The organism is Microbispora sp. H10885, assembly GCF_014161415.1.
Lineage (GTDB): Bacteria > Actinomycetota > Actinomycetes > Streptosporangiales > Streptosporangiaceae > Microbispora > Microbispora triticiradicis.
The window spans coordinates 314,877-331,956 of the sequence record NZ_JABBWY010000001.1 but is presented as its reverse complement, the minus strand read 5'-3'; the positions used below and the strand labels follow the sequence as shown (position 1 = coordinate 331,956).

Sequence of the window (17,080 nt, the reverse complement as noted above, 5' to 3'; positions counted from 1 at the left end):
CAAAAGCGGCATGCCTGTTTCAGCGAGCACGAGTTACCGGGATCGGTTGAACGAGAAGCTGTTCCAGCAACGGACACTGCTGTTGACCGGAGAGGTCGACGACGAGATGGCCGAGCGGGTGTGCGCCGAGATGGTGCTGCTGGCCTCGGCGGACCCCGAACGCGACATCATCCTGTACATCAACTCACCCGGCGGGTCGGTGCTGGCCGGCCTCGCGATCTACGACACGATGAAGCTGGTCCCGAACGACGTGGTCACCGTCGCGCTCGGGATGGCGGCGAGCATGGGGCAGGTGCTGCTGGCGTCCGGCACGCACGGCAAGCGGATCAGCCTCGCGCACAGCCGGATCATGATGCACCAGCCGTCGGCCGGGATCGGCGGCACGGCGATCGACATCGCCATCCAGTCCGAGAACCTCAGGTACATGAAGCGGCAGTCCGAGGAGATCCTCGCCGCCGAGACGGGCCGGAGCGTCGAGGAGATCGCCGCCGACAGCGACCGGGACCGCTGGTTCACCCCGGAGCAGGCCCGCGACTACGGGATGATCGACGAGATCGTCGACTCCTTCCGCATCCTCGCGCCGTACGCCGCGCCCAACCGGACGGGGTTCTACTCATGAGCCAGTACACGATCCCGTACGTGATCGAGAAGACGCCGGTCGGGGAGCGGTCGTTCGACATCTTCAGCCGCCTGCTCAACGAGCGGATCATCTTCCTCGGCACCGAGATCGACGACGGCGTCGCGAACGTCGTGATGGCACAGTTGCTCCACCTGGAGGCGGACAGCCCGGACCAGGAGATCAACCTGTACATCAACTCCCCCGGCGGGTCGTCGACCGCGATGCTGGCGATCTACGACACCATGCAGTTCATCCGCGCGAAGGTCGCGACGTACTGCATGGGCCAGGCGGCCTCGGCCGCCGCGGTGCTGTTCGCCGCCGGAGCCCCCGGACGGCGGTTCGTGCTGTCGCACTCCCGCGTGCTGCTGCACCAGCCGTCCACCCAGGGGCAGGGGACCATCTCCGACCTGGCGCTGCAGGCGGCCGAGGTGATGCGGATGCGCATGCAGACCGAGGAGATCCTCAGCCGCCACACGGGGGTGGACGTCGAGCGGCTGCGCAGGGACACCGACCGGGACCGGATCTTCAGCGCCCGCGAGGCCATCGAGTACGGCCTGGCCGACGAACTGATCGCGACCCGCGGGTAGCGCTCACGCCGCCAGCAGCAGCGTCGTGCCGGACGCCCCGTGCCCGGCGATCCGGCGCGACGCCGTGATCCGCCGTACGGCGCGGGTGAGCAGGTGCTCGATCGGCAGCCCGAGCGCGTCGCACACCGAGTGCAGCATCTCCGACGACGGCTCCTTGCGGCCGCGCTCGACCTCCGACAGATACTGCTTGGACATCCCGACCGCACGCGCCACGTCGTCGAGCGTGCGGTCCTGGTCCAGCCGCTCGTCGCGGAGGATCTCGCCGTACACGCTGCGCAGCAACGGGTCGGGGCCGTCGGGGATCTCCGGGCCGCGCTTCTCGCCTGCCCGGCGCGTCCGGATGTCGACGACGACTGGTCGGCCGGAAGCTGCCATGCCTGGAAGTCTGACACGGCCGGATCTCCGGCGACACGCCTGTTCGCGCAGAGAGGAGCGGCCTCCTCTGGAATTCAGGAGCGGGTGGCGGGAGGGCGGACGGCGTTCACGTAGTAGAGCACCGGCCCCACGGTGCCCGTGCTCTCGACGCGGAGACCGGCGCCGGGCACCAGGGTGGCGAGCAGTTCCGGCATGGTGGGCCGTACCGCCGGACCCGCCACCATCTCGGCCAAGCGGACGGCGAGCGGGTTGACCGGCGGGCGGAACTCGGCGATCAGCAGCCGTCCGCCCGGCCGCAGGACGCGGAACATCTCCCGCACGGCGGCGCCCCGGGCCGAGCGCGGCATGTGGTGCACCGCGAAGCTGGAGACCACGATGTCGAACGAGACGTCCGGGAAGGGCAGCGCCTGCCCCTCGCCCACCTCGTAGGAGCAGTTGCCGGGTGAGCGCCGGCGCGCGTGTTCGAGCATCGGCGGCGACGGGTCGACGCCGATCACCCGCCCTTCGGGGCCCACGAGAGGAGCCAGCATCCGGCTCCAGTAGCCGGTGCCGCAGCCGACGTCCAGAATCCGATCGCCCGGCCCCGCGCCTGACAACGCGGCCAGACGGGCGAAAACGCTGCGGCGACGCCCGGCGAACCCGATTTCGGCCAGAATCTCATAACCCCGCGGATAATTGATCACGCCACCCCCGTCATCGTTTTCCGAGTGACGGTGCATGAGCTTTTCCCTGGCCACAGGCCTCCCCCTTCTTGTTTCGGAACAACCTGTTCGGTTATAAATGATCGATTCACCGGCCCGGAGTGGTCAACAAGCAAATCGATCAGGCTGTGCCGTACTGGACAGAAGGGGAAACGTGTTGGGAAACCAGCGGCGGGAGAGCACCGACCGCCGGGTACGGCGCACCCGGAAGGCCGTTCAGCAGGCGTTGATCGAGCTGGTCCTGGAGAAGGGCTACGAGGCGGTGACGGTCACGGACCTGATCAACCGCGCCGACGTCGGCCGCTCGACCTTCTACGCGCACTTCGCCGACAAGCAGGACGTGCTGTTCAGCAATCTCGACGAGCTCCACGGCCTCCTTCGCCTCGCCCCCGCGGCCAGGCCGGGCACGTTGTTCGCCTTCGGCCTGCCGATGTTCGAGCACCTTCACGAGCAGCGCCGGCTCGCGCGTGCGCTGCTCGGGCGTCGAGGGGGCAGCGCCGTGATCGCGCGCGGAGAGCAGATCCTGGCCACGGTCGTACGCGACGAGCTGCTGGCGGCCCTCCCTCCGCGAAGCACGCCGCCGCCCTCGCTCGACCTGATGGTGACCTGCGTCGTGGGGGCGTTCATGGCGCTGCTGCGGAAGTGGGCGGACGGCGAGATCAACGCCACCCCCGCCGAGATGGACGCGGCGTTCCGCGCCGTGGTGACGCCGGGTGTGGAGACCGCCCTCGCGGCAGGCGCCGGCCGGCCGTAGCGCACCACCGTCTCCAGAGCCCTCGGTTCGTCGCCACCGGAGGCGCGTGATCGGGCGGGCGGCTTGTCGGATGTGGTCGATACGCTGACCGGATGAGCGACGCCACGGAGAAGATCGAGCGGATCAGGCCGCAGCAGTTCCACGAGATCGGCGGCCTGGAGGACTGGCGGGTGCTGGGCGAGGGGGCGTGTGCCTACTTCCGTACCGGGTCGTTCGCGGCCGGGGCGGCCCTCGTGCAGGCCATCAGCGAACTGCCCGGCGTGGGCAGCGGTCACCCCGACGTCGACCTGCGCCACGAGGGCGTCACGGTACGGCTGATCACCATCGCGGACTTCTACGGGCTGACGGACCGGGACGCCGAACTGGCCCGGCGGATCTCGGCGGTGGCCCGCGCGCTCGGCGTCCCCGCCGATCCCTCGGCCGTGCAGAGCGTCCAGGTCACCGTCGACGCCCTCTCCGGTGCCGAGGTGGTGGCGTTCTGGCGGGCCCTGCTCGGCTACGAGGACCGGGCGAACAGCCCGGAAGACCTGATCGACCCGCACCGCCGCGGCGCGGCGTTCTACTTCCAGCAGATGGACGAGCCGCGTCCGCAGCGCAACCGGGTCCACGTCGACGTCTGGGTGCCGTACGACCAGGCCGAGGCGCGGATAGCGGCGGCGATCGCCGCCGGCGGCCGCCTGGTCTCCGACGCGTACGCGCCTTCGCACTGGGTGCTGGCCGACCCCGAAGGCAACGAGGCGTGCGTGGGCGCGGCCGGCTGGATCGGGCCCGACCCGCGCACCCGGTAGGAGTCGTCCGCCGTCGCGCCCGGGTATCCGCGGTCGTTGGTCAGCCCGGTGCCATCCGGGGACGCCGGAACCGCCGTGGCACGCCGGCCCAGCGGGCGTGGATCGCCGTCATCGCCCGCTCCAGTGTCCGTTCCGGGGGCGCGTCGGTGTCGATCTCGGTCGCGCCGGGCCAGGGGGTCGCCGTAGCCGTCATCGCGGCGGCGATCGCCCGGTCCGCGTCCGATATCCCGCCGGTGCGGCGTGCGAGGCGTTCGGCGGTGACCCGGGGAGGGGCGACGCAGCGCAGCGCTGTGAGATGGGTGGAGGTACGCCGGGCCAGGGACGCCGCGGCGGCGCGGTGCGCGGTGTCCGTCCAGGACGCGTCCACGACGACCGGCTCGCCGAGACCGAGCAGCCGCTCGGCCCTCGACAACAGCTCGGCGTAGGTCCGTTCCGTGGACTCCGCACAGTAGATGCCCTCGCCGAAGGGGGCGGCCGCGGGCTGGTGCGGCGACATGCCGGCGAGCTCCTTCCGGACGCGGTCGCTGGTCAGCAACGTGCAGCCGAGCCGGTCGGCGACGGCGGCGGCCAGGGTCGACTTTCCGGTCCCCGGGAGCCCGCCGACGAGGACCAGGGTGACCGCACCCGCCTGAAGGTGGCCCAGCGTGAGCTCGGCCAGGCTGCGGGCCTCCCACGCCGCCGCGGAGTCCCCCTGCCCATGGCGCAGGCACGCGACCTTGGCGCGGACGAAGGCCCGGTAGGCGACGTAGTGATGCCACAGCGAGGGCGGTGAGGGGTCGCCGGAGAACTCGGCGTACCAGCACAGGAAGAGCTCCGCCAGGCGAGGAGCGCCCAGTCGCTCCAGGTCCATGGCCAGGAAGGCGGCGTCGTCCAGGCCGTCGACGAAGCGGAGCCGGTCGTCGAACTCCAGGCAGTCCAGGATCCGGGGCCCGTCGTCCAGGCAGAAGATGTCGTCGGCGAGCAGATCGCCGTGGCCGTCCACGATCCGGCCTTCCGCGATCCGGACGGCGAAGAGCGGTTCCCGGCCGTCGAGATAGCGCAGCGTGAGCCGTTCGACGTCGCCGAGGATCTCGGTGTCGAGGACCGCCTCGGGCAACGCCCGCACCTCACGGAAGCTCGCGGTCCAGCGGGATCGCAGCGCCTGCCCGCTCCCCTGTTCGTCGATGCGCGGGCTGTGCGGGGATCGGGCGTGCATGCCCGCGACCACCCGCGCGACCCGGCGCAAGGCGCCCTCCACCGGTGCTCCCGACCGGACCAGCGCGGACAACCGGCGTTCGTCCGGCATCCGCCGCATCACCACGAGGTGCTCCCGGACCCGTCCGTCCGGGCCGGACACGTCGGCCACTCCTTCGTAGACGTCCGGCGCCAGCCGGCGGTTGAGCTCGACCTCCTTGTGGCACATCGCCCGCCGGGCCTCCGGCGTCGTGAAGTCCAGGAAGCCCAGATCGACGGGCTTCTTCAGCTTGAACGCGTGATCTCCAAGGAGGATCACCACCCCGGCGTGCGTCTCCCTGACCTGCGCCCACGGCCTCATCGAGGTGCCCCCGTCCCCCGTCGGTGCCAGGCGGCGACCAGGAGCCGCCGGACACCGTCTCCATGTCCGCTTCCTGGAGACATTCCCGCGCGCGGACTCCTCCCCTCGCAGGCTCGGCCTGCCCGTCACGCCCAGCGGCCGACGGGCGTCCCGTGGCGGTGTGGTTGGCTGGAAGTGCTGGTGAGGAGGGGAGGACGCATGCGTATCGCCAACGTTTACCGTCCCCTGGTGTTCGGGTGCCCGGTGACCGCGAAACTGCCCGAGGTGGCGCGCCAGATGACGGAGAAGAACATCGGGGCACTCGCCGTGCTCGAAGCGGACCGGGTCACGGGAGTGATCACAGAACGGGACCTCGTGACGGCGCTTGCCACATCCGCCGACCCCGCCGCCCTGAGCGCGGGGATGTGCGCGTCGTCGGACATCAAGACCGCCACTCTGGACGAGGACACGCGCGAGGTGGCCCGGCGCATGCTCGACCACGGCATCCGTCACATCCCGGTGGACCAGGACGGGCGCCTGATCGGCATGGTGTCGATGCGCGATCTTCTCGCGCTGGAGACGCTCACGCCTTGACCCGCCCTCTCGACGCCCGCGATCCGCGCCGATCGGATCGACCGGGGGCCGGTTCAGGAGGAGCCGCGTCGAATCCGTGGTCGCTGACTTACGAGGGGTTCGATCCCGGTCACGAGGGGCTGCGCGAGGCGCTGTGCACGCTGGGCAACGGCCGGTTCGCCACGCGAGGCGCGGCACCGGAGGCCGGGGCCGGCGCCGTCCACTACCCGGGGACCTACGTCGCCGGATGCTACGACCGGCTCACCTCGGACATCGCGGGTCATCGGCTGACCAACGAGGACATGGTCAACCTGCCGAACTGGCTGCCGCTGACCTTCGCGACGCCCGGCTGCCCGTGGTTCTCCCCCGGCACGGCGGACCTGCTCGGGTACCGGCAGGACCTGGACATGCGCCACGCCGTCCTGCACCGGCTGATCCGGTTCCGGGACGCCGACGGCCGCGTCACGTCCGTACGGCAGCGCCGCCTGGTCTCGATGGCCGACCCCTACCTGGCCGCGCTGGAGACGACCTTCACGGCGGAGAACTGGTCGGGGCCTCTCCGCGTACGCTCCGGGCTCGACGGCCGGGTGGCCAACACGGGAGTGGCGCGGTACCGCGACCTGCGGGGCGACCACCTGACAGGGCACGCGACGGGGATCCGGGAGCCCCTGACGTGGCTCCGCGCGCGGACCCGCTCCTCCGGCATCGAGGTCGCCCTGGCCTCGCGGGTCGACGTCTCCTCCGGCGGCGGAGGCGGGCCCGAGGCCGAGCGGCACGACGACCATGTCCAGGAGACACGCGTGCTGCCGCTGGACCGTGGCCACCCCGTCGCGGTCGTCAAGACGGTGGCACTCACCACGTCGCGCGACCTGGCGCTCTCCGACGTGACCTCGGCCGCGCTGCGCCGGGCCGGACTCGCGCCCGGCTTCGGCGAACTCTTGGAACAGCACGAGATCGCCTGGCGTGACCTGTGGGAACGGGCCCGGCTGGAGGTGACGGGTCCAGACACCCAGCGGGACATCCGCCTGAGCACCTTCCACGTGCTGCAGACCCTGTCGCCGCACACCGCCGACCTCGACGTGGGCGTGCCCGCGCGCGGCCTGCACGGCGAGGCCTACCGGGGACACGTGTTCTGGGACGAGCTGTTCGTGCTGCCCTGGCTGACCCTGCGTTTCCCGGAGACCGCCCGCGGGGCGCTGCGCTATCGCCTGCGGCGGCTGCCGGAAGCCCGGGCCGCCGCCCGCGCGGCAGGCCTGCGGGGGGCGATGTTCCCCTGGCAGAGCGGCAGCGACGGACGCGACGAGACCCAGCGGTTCCACCTCAACCCCCGCTCCGGGCGGTGGACGCCCGACCACACCCACCTTCAGCGGCACGTCGGGCTGGCGGTCGCCTACAACGCCTGGCAGCACTACGCGATCACCGGCGACGTGGAGTTCCTCGCCGGGACCGGCGCCCACCTCCTGGTCGAGATCGCCCGCTTCTTCGCCTCGGTGGCGCGACTCGACCCCCTGTCGGGCCGCTACGAGATCAAGGGGGTGATGGGTCCGGACGAGTATCACGACGGCTATCCGGGCGCGGCGTCCCCGGGCCTGGACAACAACGCGTACACCAACATCATGACCGTGTGGCTGCTGCTGCGCACCCGTGAGGCGCTCGACCTGATGCCGCGACGCGCACGGGAGGATCTGCGCCGCCGGCTCGCTCTGACGGACGTGGAGACCGAGCGGTGGGAGGACATCACCCGGCGGATGCGGGTGGACTTCCACGACGGCGTCATCAGCCAGTTCACCGGATACGAGCACCTGGCGGAGCTGGACTGGGATCGTCATAGGGGCGTGCGCCGGCTGGACCGGGCCCTGGAGGCCGAGAACGACAGCCCCGACCGCTACCGGGCGTCGAAGCAGGCCGATGTGCTCATGCTGTTCTACCTGCTCACGGCCCGGGAGGTGCGGCAGATCCTCGACCGGCTGGGCTATCCGGCGGCGCCGGGCCTGACCCGCCGCACCATCCGCTACTACCTCTCCCGCACCTGCCACGGCTCGACGCTGAGCGCCGTCGTCCATGCCTGGGTGCTGGCGCGCTCGGACCGCACCGGCTCATGGCGCTTCTTCACGGAGACGCTGACGGGCGACATCACCGACGTTCAGGGAGGGACCACCGCCGAGGGCGTCCACCTGGGCGCCATGGCCGGGACGCTGGACCTGGTGCAGCGCTGCTACCTCGATCTGGAGGCCCGGCCCGACGGCCTGCACCTGAACCCGGTGCTCCCCGAACAGCTGACCACGCTGTCGCTGTGCCTCCGCTACCGGGGCGCGGAACTCGTCGTCGACGCCGACCCGGCCCGCGTACGGATCGCCCGGGCCGACGACGGCCCCACCGCCCTGGACCTCGTGGTACACGGCCACCACGCCCGGCTCCGGCGCGGCGACAGCCGTACGTTCCCCCTGCCGGAGCCGAAGCGCGACGGGTGATCGGAGGCCGCGGGGAGACGCCGTCAGCTGGGCTGCCACAGCTCGATGCGGTTGCCCTCGGGATCGTTGACCCAGCCGAACCGGCCGACGCCCTCCATCTCCTCGGTCTCCTTGGCCACGTCCGCGCCCTTGGCACGCAGCTGCGCGAGCATCGCGTCCAGGTCGCGGACCCGGAAGTTGAGCATCGTCCGCTGGGCCCGGGAGCCGAAGTACTCGGTCTCGGACTCGAAGGTCGCGAAGACCGTCACCCCGGCTTCCTGACGCCACATGCCGTTCTCGTCGGCGTCCAGGCCCAGGCACTCGCGGTACCAGGCGCCCAGGGCCGCCGGGTCGGCGGCCCGCAGGAAGTATCCGCCGATTCCAAGCACACGTTCCATGTCGCTCATCCTGCCAGGATGGCGATCACCCGCCACACCCCTCGCCATGGCCGCGTCATCTCCGCGCGGTACGGATCGTGATGCTGCCGTAGGGAAGGTCACCGGTGATCTGGACGTGCAGCCGGCCCGGACACCGGCGGCCCGCCGCCTTGGACGTCACCCTGCCCCAGCCGATGCGCACCCCGTCGGCGTTCGCGCTCGCGCCCGCGGGCAGGGTGATCGTGGCGCCGCCGTACGCGAGCCGGAGCTCGATGTCGATTCGCGGATACGGGATGTGCGCCTGGGACAGGTCGAGCTTCACCCTGCCGTACTCGGAGTCGATGCGCAGCCGGCGCGGGACGTGCCAGTCGCCCACCCGCTTGACGAGCCCTCCCGTGGAGGCGATGCGCACCACTTCGTCGTCTTCGTCGTCGTCGGCCAGGCCGGCGACCACCGGCTCCAGCTCGCCCGAGGCGGTGGCGGTGAGCGCCAGTTCCAGCCGCCGTTCCAGCTCGGCGGGGCCGAGCCGGCCGTCCGCGTACGCCTGCTGGACCAGCTCCACGGCCCTGTCCCGCTCCCGGTCGGGGACCTGTCCCATCGCGTGGCTCATCGGCTGACGGCTCTCTTGTACAGCCGCGTGGCCAGCGGCACGAACACGACCAGGAGCACGGCCGTCCACAGCAGCGACACGGGCACCGCGTGCCGCAGCGGCCAGGCGCCGGGCACCGGGAGGGCCGGGCTGGTGTTGCCGAACAGTTCGCGCGCCGCCTGGACGAGCGTCGAGACCGGGTTCCATTCGGCGATCGGCTTCAGTGGCCCGGGCAGCCGGGCGCTGTCGACGAAGGCGTTGGACAGGAAGACCAGCGGGAACGACATGATGGTGGCGATGTTGTTGAAGACCTCCGGCGTACGCAGGGCCAGCGCGACCGTGGCCGTCACCCAGGAGAAGGCGTACGCGAACAGCAGCAGCATCAGGAACCCGAGGGCGGCCTCGAACGGCGAGCCGTGGACGCGCCATCCGACGAGCAGCCCGACGACGGCCATGGTGGCGATGCTGGTGACGTTCATGATCAGGTCGCTGAGGGTCTGACCGGTCAGCACCGCGGAGGGTGACATCGGCAGCGTGCGGAACCGGTCGAAGATGCCCTTCTGCAGGTCCTGGGTCAGCGTGTATCCGGTGATCTGGGCGCTGGTGACGATGGCCATGACGAAGATCCCGGGCAGCAGGTACTCCCCGTACGACATGCCGGGCAGGCTGATCATGCTGCCGAAGACGTAGGTGAACAGCAGCACGAACACGATCGGGAGCATGACCACGCCGCCCAGCAGGTCGGGAGCGCGCCGGATCTTCAGGGCGTTGCGCTTGGTGATCGTCACGCCGTCGGCGACGGCCAGCCGCAGGGTGTTCATCACGCGGTCTCCTTGCTCTTCTCGTCAGCTTTTTCGTCGGCCTGGCGGCCCGTGAGGCTCAGGAACACGTCGTCCAGGGTCGGGCGGCGCAGACCGGCATCGCGTACGGTGATCCGCTCGGCGGCCAGGTGGCCGAGCGCCTCGGTCAGGGTGGCCGCGCCGCCGGTCACCGGGATCGTCACCCGCAGGGCCGCGGTGTCGATCAGCACATCCCCGACGGCCAGCGGCGCCAGCGTCCTCGCGGCGCTCTCCAGATTCGCCGTGCTCGTCACCGAGAGCTGGATCCGGTCGCCGCCGACCTGGTCCTTGAGCTCGTCGGCCGTGCCGAGCGCGATCACGCGGCCGTGGTCGACCACCGCGATGCGGTCGGCGAGCCGATCGGCCTCCTCCAGGTACTGCGTGGTGAGCAGCACCGTCGTGCCTCCCGCGACGAGCTCGGCGATGACCTCCCACAGCCCGATCCTGGCCCGGGGGTCCAGGCCGGTGGTGGGCTCGTCGAGGAACAGCACGGGCGGTCCGGCGACCAGCGCGCCGGCCAGGTCGAGCCTGCGCCGCATGCCGCCGGAGTAGCCGTGCACGGGGCGGTCGGCCGCGCCGGTCAGGTCGAAGCGGTCCAGCAGCTCGCGGGCGCGCTCCCTGCTGCGCCTGGTGCCCAGGTGGTGGAGGCGGCCGACCATCTCCAGGTTCTCGGCGCCGGTGAGGTGGTCGTCCACGGCGGCGTACTGGCCGGAGACGCCGATGCGCGCGCGCAGCCGGTCGGCGTCACGGACGACGTCGAACCCGGCCACCGTGGCGCGGCCCGCATCCGGTTTGAGCAGTGTGGTGAGGATTCGCACCGTGGTGGTCTTGCCGGCGCCGTTCGGGCCGAGCAGCCCGAACACCGTCCCCTCGGGGACGGTCAGCCCCATCCCGTCGAGGGCGGCGACGTCGCCGTACCTCTTGACCAAGCCCTCGGCCACGATCGCGTCTGGCATGAGAATCTCCCTGGGGTCAGGAACGGTGGACGACGATGTCGCCGTAGGTGGTGTGGGTCCGCACCTCGACGATCCGGTCTGTCCGTCCGGGATCGTCGCCGGGGTCGTCGCCGGGGTCGAGGGAGACGTCCACAGTGCCGTACGTGGAGGCCACGTCCAGCCAGGCGGCGGTGCCCTCCCGGATCCCGACGTCCAGGCCGCCGCCGGTGGTCTCCATGGCGATCGAGCCGGACACCGCCTCGCCGATCCGCAGACTGGCGTACGCGGTCTTGGCGGCGACGCCGGCCAGGGCGCGGTCGACGGCGATGTCGCCGTGGGCGCTGTTGAGCCGCAGTTCGCCGGTCACCTCGCGGATGCGGACGGCGCCGTGGGAGGTCCTGACCGCGGCGGTGCCGTCGACCTCGCCGATGTGGATGCCACCGTGGGTCGTGGTGACCTCGGCGTGCCCGGAGGCGCGGACGACCGAGATGTCGCCGTGGGTGCTCTTCACCCGGAGCCGACCGGCCTGTTCGACCCGGATGTCGCCGTAGGAGGTGGTGAGCGTCACCTCACCGAGCGGCCCGCGGCACAGGATGGCCCCCGCCGTCTTGGCGTCGACGCGGGAGCCGGCCGGCAGATCGATCGTCACGTCGGCCGAGCCCGGGCCGAGCAGCAGCGAGCGTGCCCAGCTCGCGGGCGACTCGACGAGCCTGCCGAGCGAGAGGCCCCAGCCGGAGGCGGAGCCCGCGTGCTCCCTGTCGGTCCGCACCAGGAGCCTGCCGTCGGCGTAGTCCACCTGGATGTGCCGGGCGGCCTGCACGTCGGCGTCGTTGAGTTCGTCGCTCGGGCGGACGTCGACGACGGTGTCGGTGCGGCCGCTCGCGTTGATCCGGACGGTGGCGGTCGCGATGTCGAGGACGACGAGGACGGGCTGCGGGGTGTCGAAGGTCCGCGTCCCGGCCTTCTTGCCGGCGCTCATCAGCGCACCCAGCCGCTGTAGCGGTTGCCGGTCCGTTGCGCCGGACCCCGGCCGGAGCGGCGGTCGGCGGTGCCGGGGTCGAGCGCGGCGGCGACGGCGCGGACCAGCCAGGCGTTGACCGACAGCCCCTCACGTGCGGCCGCCTCCTCGATGCGCGGCTTGAGGTGCTCGGGGACCCGGAGCGAGATCCGGGACGTCCCGCCCTCGTCGGCGTCCGAGGGGGGCGGCGGTGCGGGCGGCCTCTCGGCCTGCCCGGTCTCGCCTCCTCCCTCGTACGGGCGAGGGCTCTGCGGTGGTGGCGTCACGACGAAACCGGGGTCACGCCCGCGTAGCCGCACCTCGACCGAGCCCGGCGCGAGGTCCTGGGTGATCTCGTCGGCGGCGGCCGACAGAGCCTCCAGCAGCGCGAGCCGGGTGGCCGATTCGAGCGTCGCGGCGAGGCGCTCGGCGAGCGCACGGACGTCCTCGCCGCCCGCCCCGGCGACCATCGCGAGCTCACGCCGCAGGTGATCGACATAAGGTGCAAGGTCCATGACGTCAGCATGACACCACACTGACGTCATAGCAAGGCCAAAGATCCCGAGAAATAGCGTCATCGAAGACGCCACATGCGTGGCGGTGGCCCGGTGACAGCGCCCCTGACGAGATCCACCGCCGGGGAAAGGCGCGTCTGCCTGCGGCTGCCCCGCCTCACGGCCGGCGGTGAACGATCACCGGCAGAAGGAGGAGCCGGGCGGCACAGCAACGAACCTGACCGGCAGGGTGAATCCGAGCTGCGCCTTCACTCCGAAGCAGCCACCCAGGGCGTAGGCCTCGTTCAGGCGGTTCCTGGCCCTGTTGTACGGGTAGAGCAGCGCGATCGAGCACCCCAGGGCGACGAGCCGGTTGGGAACGCGGGCGCAGATGATGTCGGTGGTCGGCCCGGACAGCCAGTCCGCCCGGTCGGCCGCCCTTTTCATCGCGGCCGTGGTCGTGGAGGTGAAGTAGAACGAACAGCTCGACACCGTGCAGCCGCTCCACCGGGCCGCGGCGGAGGCGGTGGTCGCGGATGCGGTGCGGGCGGGCGTCGTGACGGCGGCGAGGGCCACCGCGCACGCGAGGGTCGTGGTGATCAGGCGAGCGGGCATGAACGCCTCCGGAGGGAGAGTCTGGGGTCGCCGCCCACAGTGCGAGTCCCTCCGCCCGTCCGGCCAGAAGGACCGGACGGCTATGGGGCGACGCCCTCGTTCGCGCTGTTCAGACCGTGCTCGGCGGTGGCTCACTGGTGTCCGGAGGTCCGGACACCTCAGGCGCAGGTCGCCACAGGGTCTTCACCGGGCGCGAACTGGTTCCACTCCTGCGACGTCATGGCCCGTCCGGCCAGGGCGCACACGGCGCGGTACGGGTCGGCCGGCAACGGTATGGGCCAGCGCGTGATCGTGCCGTTCTCCGCGACGGCCAGCACGGTCGCGCCGTCCGCACCGAACGCCAGACCGTACGGCCGCTCGGCGTCTCCGGTGGGCTGTGCCACCGCGATCTCCCGCCGGGTCCGCAGGTCCCACAGGCGCAGGATCCCGTCGGTGTCCCCGGTCGCCAGGTAGCGGCCGTTCGAGCTGACGGCCATGGCGACGACGGAGCCAGGGCTGGAAATGCTACCGATCTGGCTCCAGTCGCCGATGCGCCACATGTGGATGACGCTGCCGGTGCTCGCTCCGTTGGTCTCGGTGGTGATGACCAGCTTGCCCGTGGAATCGAAGACGGCGGCGACGACGTGGTCGTCGTCGGGGTGGCCCAGAACAGGTGAGGCCGCGATCCGCCGCAGCGTCGTGGTGCCGAGCAGGACGATCCTCTCTCCGACCGTGGCGATCACACTGCCGTCGGCACTGATGGCGGTGGCACTGATCGCATCCGGATAGCGGTCGATCGCACCCTTCCGGCGGCGCGTGGCCAGGTCGACGATCACGAGCTGGCCGTCGTCACCGGCGAAGGTCGAAACGCCCTGCTCGTCGTCGGTGACATGGATGGCGTGGACGACCAGGAGGCGACCGTCGTGGCTCAGCACCATCCCGTTGGGAGGCACATACATCTGATCACGCAGGCCGAGGCCCAGCCGGTCGCCTGTCGGCCGGCCGGTGACGGCGTCCAGCGGCCGCACCTCCGGTTCGATGTCACCCGGCCGGCCTGTCCACTCGATGACGGCCACGGCCCGTCCGTCGCCGCTGATCGCGGCACCGAAGGCGGACTGCTCGGCGCTGCGCGCGGGGCCGGGTGTCTGCGCCCAGACCGTGGTGTCCCAGATGCGGGCGCTCCGCTCATAGGCCGTGGTGACCAGACGGGTGCCGTCGGGGGAGTAGGCCAGGTCGGCGATGTAGGTGGAGTGGCCCCTCAGCACGGCACCCGTCTGCCGGAGGGTGCGGGTGTCGAGGAAGCGCACCGTGCCGTCGCCGCAGCCGATCGCGACGGTCCGGCCGTCGGGACTGTAGATCGTCGAGTAGACCGAGACGCCGACGCGCACCGGCTTGCCGAGCTTCGATCGACCGGTCAGGCGCCATCGCTGGACCAGGCTGCCCTCCTCGTTGAAGTTCCAGTACGCGGTCGTCATCGTCCGGCCGTCCGGGCTGAAGGCGAGCGCTCTCGCCGAGATGGGCGGCCCGAAGCTCCGGCGACCGGCCAGGTCCCAGACCTGCCAGGTGGAGGAGTTGCTGAAGCGGTCGGTCTGGACGGCGATGGCTCTGCCGTCGGGGCTCAGCGTGGTCCAGACGTCGCTGCCATGCCGGAACGGGCCGACGGGGTCACCCAGACGGCGCCACGTGCGGGTGTCCCAGCGCTGGACGATCTGATGGTCGTCCGCCGTGACCAGCTCCGCGCCGTCCCGGCTGAAGACCATCGAGGTCAGCTGGCCCTTGTGTCCGGTCAGCGGCGTGGTGAGAGGGCGTCCGGTGGCGACGTCGCGCACCAGGACGATCCCGTCGTGCTCCTCGTCGCCGTCACCGGAGGCGATGACGCGGTCGTCCGGGCCGAACGTCACCGGATAGACGCCGGAGTGATGGCCGGTGAGCGGCGGGCCCTTGGGCCGGCCCGTGGCATCCCACAGACGCACCGTCCCGTCCATTCCTCCCGTCGCGACCATGCCGGTCCGCCCGACGGCGACCGCGGTGACGTCGGTGGACGAACTGTTCAGCACGGACCGCAGCGGTGTGGCCAGCGCCGCCAGCATGCCGTACGTGGCCTCGTCGGTGTGCGCGTGGCGCCAGGCGGCCGCGGAGAGCAGGCCGGAAAGAACCGGGTCGGCTGTACGCATCACGTCGGCACGCGTCGACAGCAACCGCGACAGGATCTCGCGGTGCTGCGTCTCGGTACGGTCCGCCGCGCGCATCGCCAGCACTCCGGTGGCCGAGGCGGCCAGAGCCAGAGCCGTCATCAGGACCAGCGCCCCCCGGGCCAGCCGCCGCCGGCGCCTGACCGTGCGCCTGGCCTCGGAGGCCGCGTTCTCGGAGGCGGCCAGGAAGGCGGGCGTGGCGGAGCCGTCGGCGGGGTGCTGCCACGAGGCGGCGGCGTAGGCTTCGCGTGCCGCCTGCAGGCGGTTGCCGGCGTACAGGTAGGCCGGGTCGCGCCCACTGTGATCCCAATCGGTCGCGTCGGCCTCGAGCCGCTGCAGGACCACCAGGTCGGCGCGGTCCTCCTCCACCCAGGTGCGCAGCCGCGGCCAGCCGCGGATGAGCGCCTCGTGAATGATCCGCGCGCTCTCCGCGTCGACGGTCACCAGGCGGGCCTGCGCCAGCCGGTCGAGCACCTCCTTGACACGCGGGTCGTCCGGCAGTTCGGCCAGCGGCATCCGCCGGGCCCTGTCCGCGGCGTCGACTCCCAGATGGACCAGCCGCGTGAGCAGCCGGCGGGCTGTCCTACGGGAGGCCGGGTCAAGGGCGTTGACGGTGGCGTCCGCCGTCTGCGCCAGGGACCGGATGACGCCCCCGGACGCCCGGTATCCGGCCAGTGTCAGGCGCGTCCCCTCTCGGTGCGTCCACGTCTGGCGCAGCACGTGCGACAGCAGTGGCAGCACTCCGACGGCATCGGCGTAGTCGCGGTCGCTGTACAGATCCTCGAGCAGCAGCTCGGCCAGGCCCTCCTCAAGGGTCAGGCCGGCCAGCCGCGCCGGGCCCCTGATGACCCGCAGCAGGTCGTCGCGCGTCATCGGCGTGACCACCACCGGCCGCTCGATCGCCGCGACGAGCTCCGGGTAGCGGGTGCAGTGGCCCAGGTAGTCGGCCCGGACGCCCAGGACGACCTCCAGTGGGCCCGCGCGCCCGCCGGCCCCGGACCCGGTGGCCAGGGCCGTCACGACCTCGATGAACCGCCCGCGGGCACTCTCGCGCGCGGAGGTGAACACGTCCTCGAACTGGTCGACGACGACCGCCCGGCCGGCCCATCGTCCCCTGAGGATCTCGTTGAGCTCGTTGGTGCTCACGTCGTGGCCGGCCCCGGCCAGGTCGCGGAGGGTACGCAGCGGGTCGGCGCCCGGTGTGAGGACGACAGGGGAGGTGGCGGCGTCCCGGGTCAGCGCGGACACCAGACCGGCCCGCAGCAGCGAGGACTTGCCGGAGCCGGACGGCCCCAACACGATCAGCAGGCCGCCGGTGCCGGTCATCCGATCCAGCAGGGCGGCCGTGAGCGCGTCACGTCCGAAGAAGTAGTCGGCGTCTTCGGGACCGAAGGTCTCCAGGCCGCGGTAGGGCGCCAGCGGCTCGGCCGGGCGGGGAGCGCGGACCGCCGCCGGGCCGCGTTCCTCGGTCTGCTCGCGCAGTTCCCGGTACGCCTCGTCCCACGCCTCACGCTCGCCGAGTCCGTCGGGCAGAACCCGTCCCGCCGCGGCCGCCACCCTGAGGCAGGTGTCGACGAAGACTTCGAAGTTGTGCTGTTCGGGCAGGCTCGGCGAACTGGGACTGGTCATGCCGCCCACCGTGCCGCGGGGCAACCGGATCGGCCTCTGTCCCGTACGGCGGCGAGGCGTCCGGGCGCTGGCCA

General features: G+C 71.7%; 17 protein-coding genes. 6 read left to right on the top strand and 11 right to left on the bottom strand.

All coding sequences use genetic code 11. The annotated features are described in order from the left end of the window. The first annotated feature begins 10 nt into the window (after positions 1-10). Together HHX37_RS01490 and HHX37_RS01485 are read left to right on the top strand one after the other, a co-directional pair. Complete coding sequence (locus tag HHX37_RS01490) at positions 11-619, top strand: ClpP family protease (protein WP_182881798.1); 609 nt, start codon at positions 11-13, stop codon at positions 617-619. After that, positions 616-1,206, top strand: a complete 591-nt coding sequence (locus HHX37_RS01485) for an ATP-dependent Clp protease proteolytic subunit (protein ID WP_182876016.1) — start codon at positions 616-618, stop codon at positions 1,204-1,206. Before HHX37_RS01490 ends, HHX37_RS01485 begins: the two co-directional genes overlap by 4 nt. A gap of 3 nt (positions 1,207-1,209) precedes the next feature. Here HHX37_RS01485 and HHX37_RS01480 read toward each other — a convergent pair whose 3' ends face one another. Both HHX37_RS01480 and HHX37_RS01475 read right to left on the bottom strand, forming a co-directional pair. Then, positions 1,210-1,581, bottom strand: a complete 372-nt coding sequence (locus HHX37_RS01480; protein ID WP_182876017.1) for a helix-turn-helix domain-containing protein — start codon at positions 1,579-1,581, stop codon at positions 1,210-1,212. Positions 1,582-1,655: 74 nt separating this feature from the next. After that, entirely contained in the window at positions 1,656-2,264 is a 609-nt protein-coding gene (locus tag HHX37_RS01475; RefSeq protein WP_220502529.1) for a class I SAM-dependent methyltransferase, read from the bottom strand. A gap of 175 nt (positions 2,265-2,439) precedes the next feature. Here HHX37_RS01475 and HHX37_RS01470 point away from each other — a divergent pair, with 175 nt between their 5' ends. Together HHX37_RS01470 and HHX37_RS01465 are read left to right on the top strand one after the other, a co-directional pair. Further along, positions 2,440-3,036 carry a TetR/AcrR family transcriptional regulator gene (locus tag HHX37_RS01470; RefSeq protein ID WP_220502528.1) on the top strand — a complete coding sequence of 199 codons (597 nt, stop codon included), beginning with the start codon at positions 2,440-2,442 and terminating at the stop codon, positions 3,034-3,036. Positions 3,037-3,128: 92 nt separating this feature from the next. Further along, entirely contained in the window at positions 3,129-3,824 is a 696-nt protein-coding gene (locus HHX37_RS01465; RefSeq protein ID WP_182876020.1) for a VOC family protein, read from the top strand. Between the two features lie 40 nt (positions 3,825-3,864). On the opposite strand, the gene HHX37_RS01460 is transcribed toward HHX37_RS01465, so the two are convergent. Next, complete coding sequence (locus HHX37_RS01460; protein WP_182884258.1) at positions 3,865-5,358, bottom strand: AAA family ATPase; 1,494 nt, start codon at positions 5,356-5,358, stop codon at positions 3,865-3,867. A 198-nt stretch (positions 5,359-5,556) separates the two neighbouring features. Here HHX37_RS01460 and HHX37_RS01455 point away from each other — a divergent pair, with 198 nt between their 5' ends. After that, entirely contained in the window at positions 5,557-5,931 is a 375-nt protein-coding gene (locus tag HHX37_RS01455) for a cyclic nucleotide-binding/CBS domain-containing protein (RefSeq protein WP_182884257.1), read from the top strand. A gap of 83 nt (positions 5,932-6,014) precedes the next feature. Beyond that, positions 6,015-8,381 carry a glycoside hydrolase family 65 protein gene (locus tag HHX37_RS01450; protein ID WP_182884644.1) on the top strand — a complete coding sequence of 789 codons (2,367 nt, stop codon included), beginning with the start codon at positions 6,015-6,017 and terminating at the stop codon, positions 8,379-8,381. A gap of 23 nt (positions 8,382-8,404) precedes the next feature. Here the strand turns inward: HHX37_RS01450 and HHX37_RS01445 are convergent, their stop codons facing one another. From HHX37_RS01445 to HHX37_RS01410, 8 genes are all read right to left on the bottom strand, one after another. Further along, on the bottom strand, positions 8,405-8,758 hold the full coding sequence (locus tag HHX37_RS01445) for a VOC family protein (RefSeq protein ID WP_182884256.1): 354 nt from the start codon (positions 8,756-8,758) through the stop codon (positions 8,405-8,407). Between the two features lie 55 nt (positions 8,759-8,813). Continuing rightward, positions 8,814-9,335 carry a DUF1707 SHOCT-like domain-containing protein gene (locus tag HHX37_RS01440; protein WP_259406128.1) on the bottom strand — a complete coding sequence of 174 codons (522 nt, stop codon included), beginning with the start codon at positions 9,333-9,335 and terminating at the stop codon, positions 8,814-8,816. A gap of 8 nt (positions 9,336-9,343) precedes the next feature. Next, positions 9,344-10,147, bottom strand: coding sequence for an ABC transporter permease (locus tag HHX37_RS01435; RefSeq protein WP_182882013.1), 804 nt, complete (start codon positions 10,145-10,147; stop codon positions 9,344-9,346). Then, entirely contained in the window at positions 10,147-11,121 is a 975-nt protein-coding gene (locus HHX37_RS01430) for an ATP-binding cassette domain-containing protein (RefSeq protein ID WP_182881791.1), read from the bottom strand. The genes HHX37_RS01435 and HHX37_RS01430 overlap by 1 nt, the downstream gene beginning before the upstream one ends. 16 nt (positions 11,122-11,137) lie before the next feature. Continuing rightward, complete coding sequence (locus HHX37_RS01425; RefSeq protein WP_182884254.1) at positions 11,138-12,079, bottom strand: DUF4097 family beta strand repeat-containing protein; 942 nt, start codon at positions 12,077-12,079, stop codon at positions 11,138-11,140. Further along, positions 12,079-12,612, bottom strand: a complete 534-nt coding sequence (locus HHX37_RS01420) for a toxin-antitoxin system HicB family antitoxin (RefSeq protein ID WP_182884253.1) — start codon at positions 12,610-12,612, stop codon at positions 12,079-12,081. The genes HHX37_RS01425 and HHX37_RS01420 overlap by 1 nt, the downstream gene beginning before the upstream one ends. A gap of 177 nt (positions 12,613-12,789) precedes the next feature. Further along, the gene (locus HHX37_RS01415; protein WP_182881788.1) at positions 12,790-13,206 is read right to left on the bottom strand and encodes a hypothetical protein; all 417 of its coding nucleotides are present in this window, start codon (positions 13,204-13,206) and stop codon (positions 12,790-12,792) included. A gap of 158 nt (positions 13,207-13,364) precedes the next feature. Continuing rightward, the gene (locus tag HHX37_RS01410; RefSeq protein ID WP_182884252.1) at positions 13,365-17,006 is read right to left on the bottom strand and encodes an AAA family ATPase; all 3,642 of its coding nucleotides are present in this window, start codon (positions 17,004-17,006) and stop codon (positions 13,365-13,367) included. Positions 17,007-17,080: the final 74 nt, after the last annotated feature.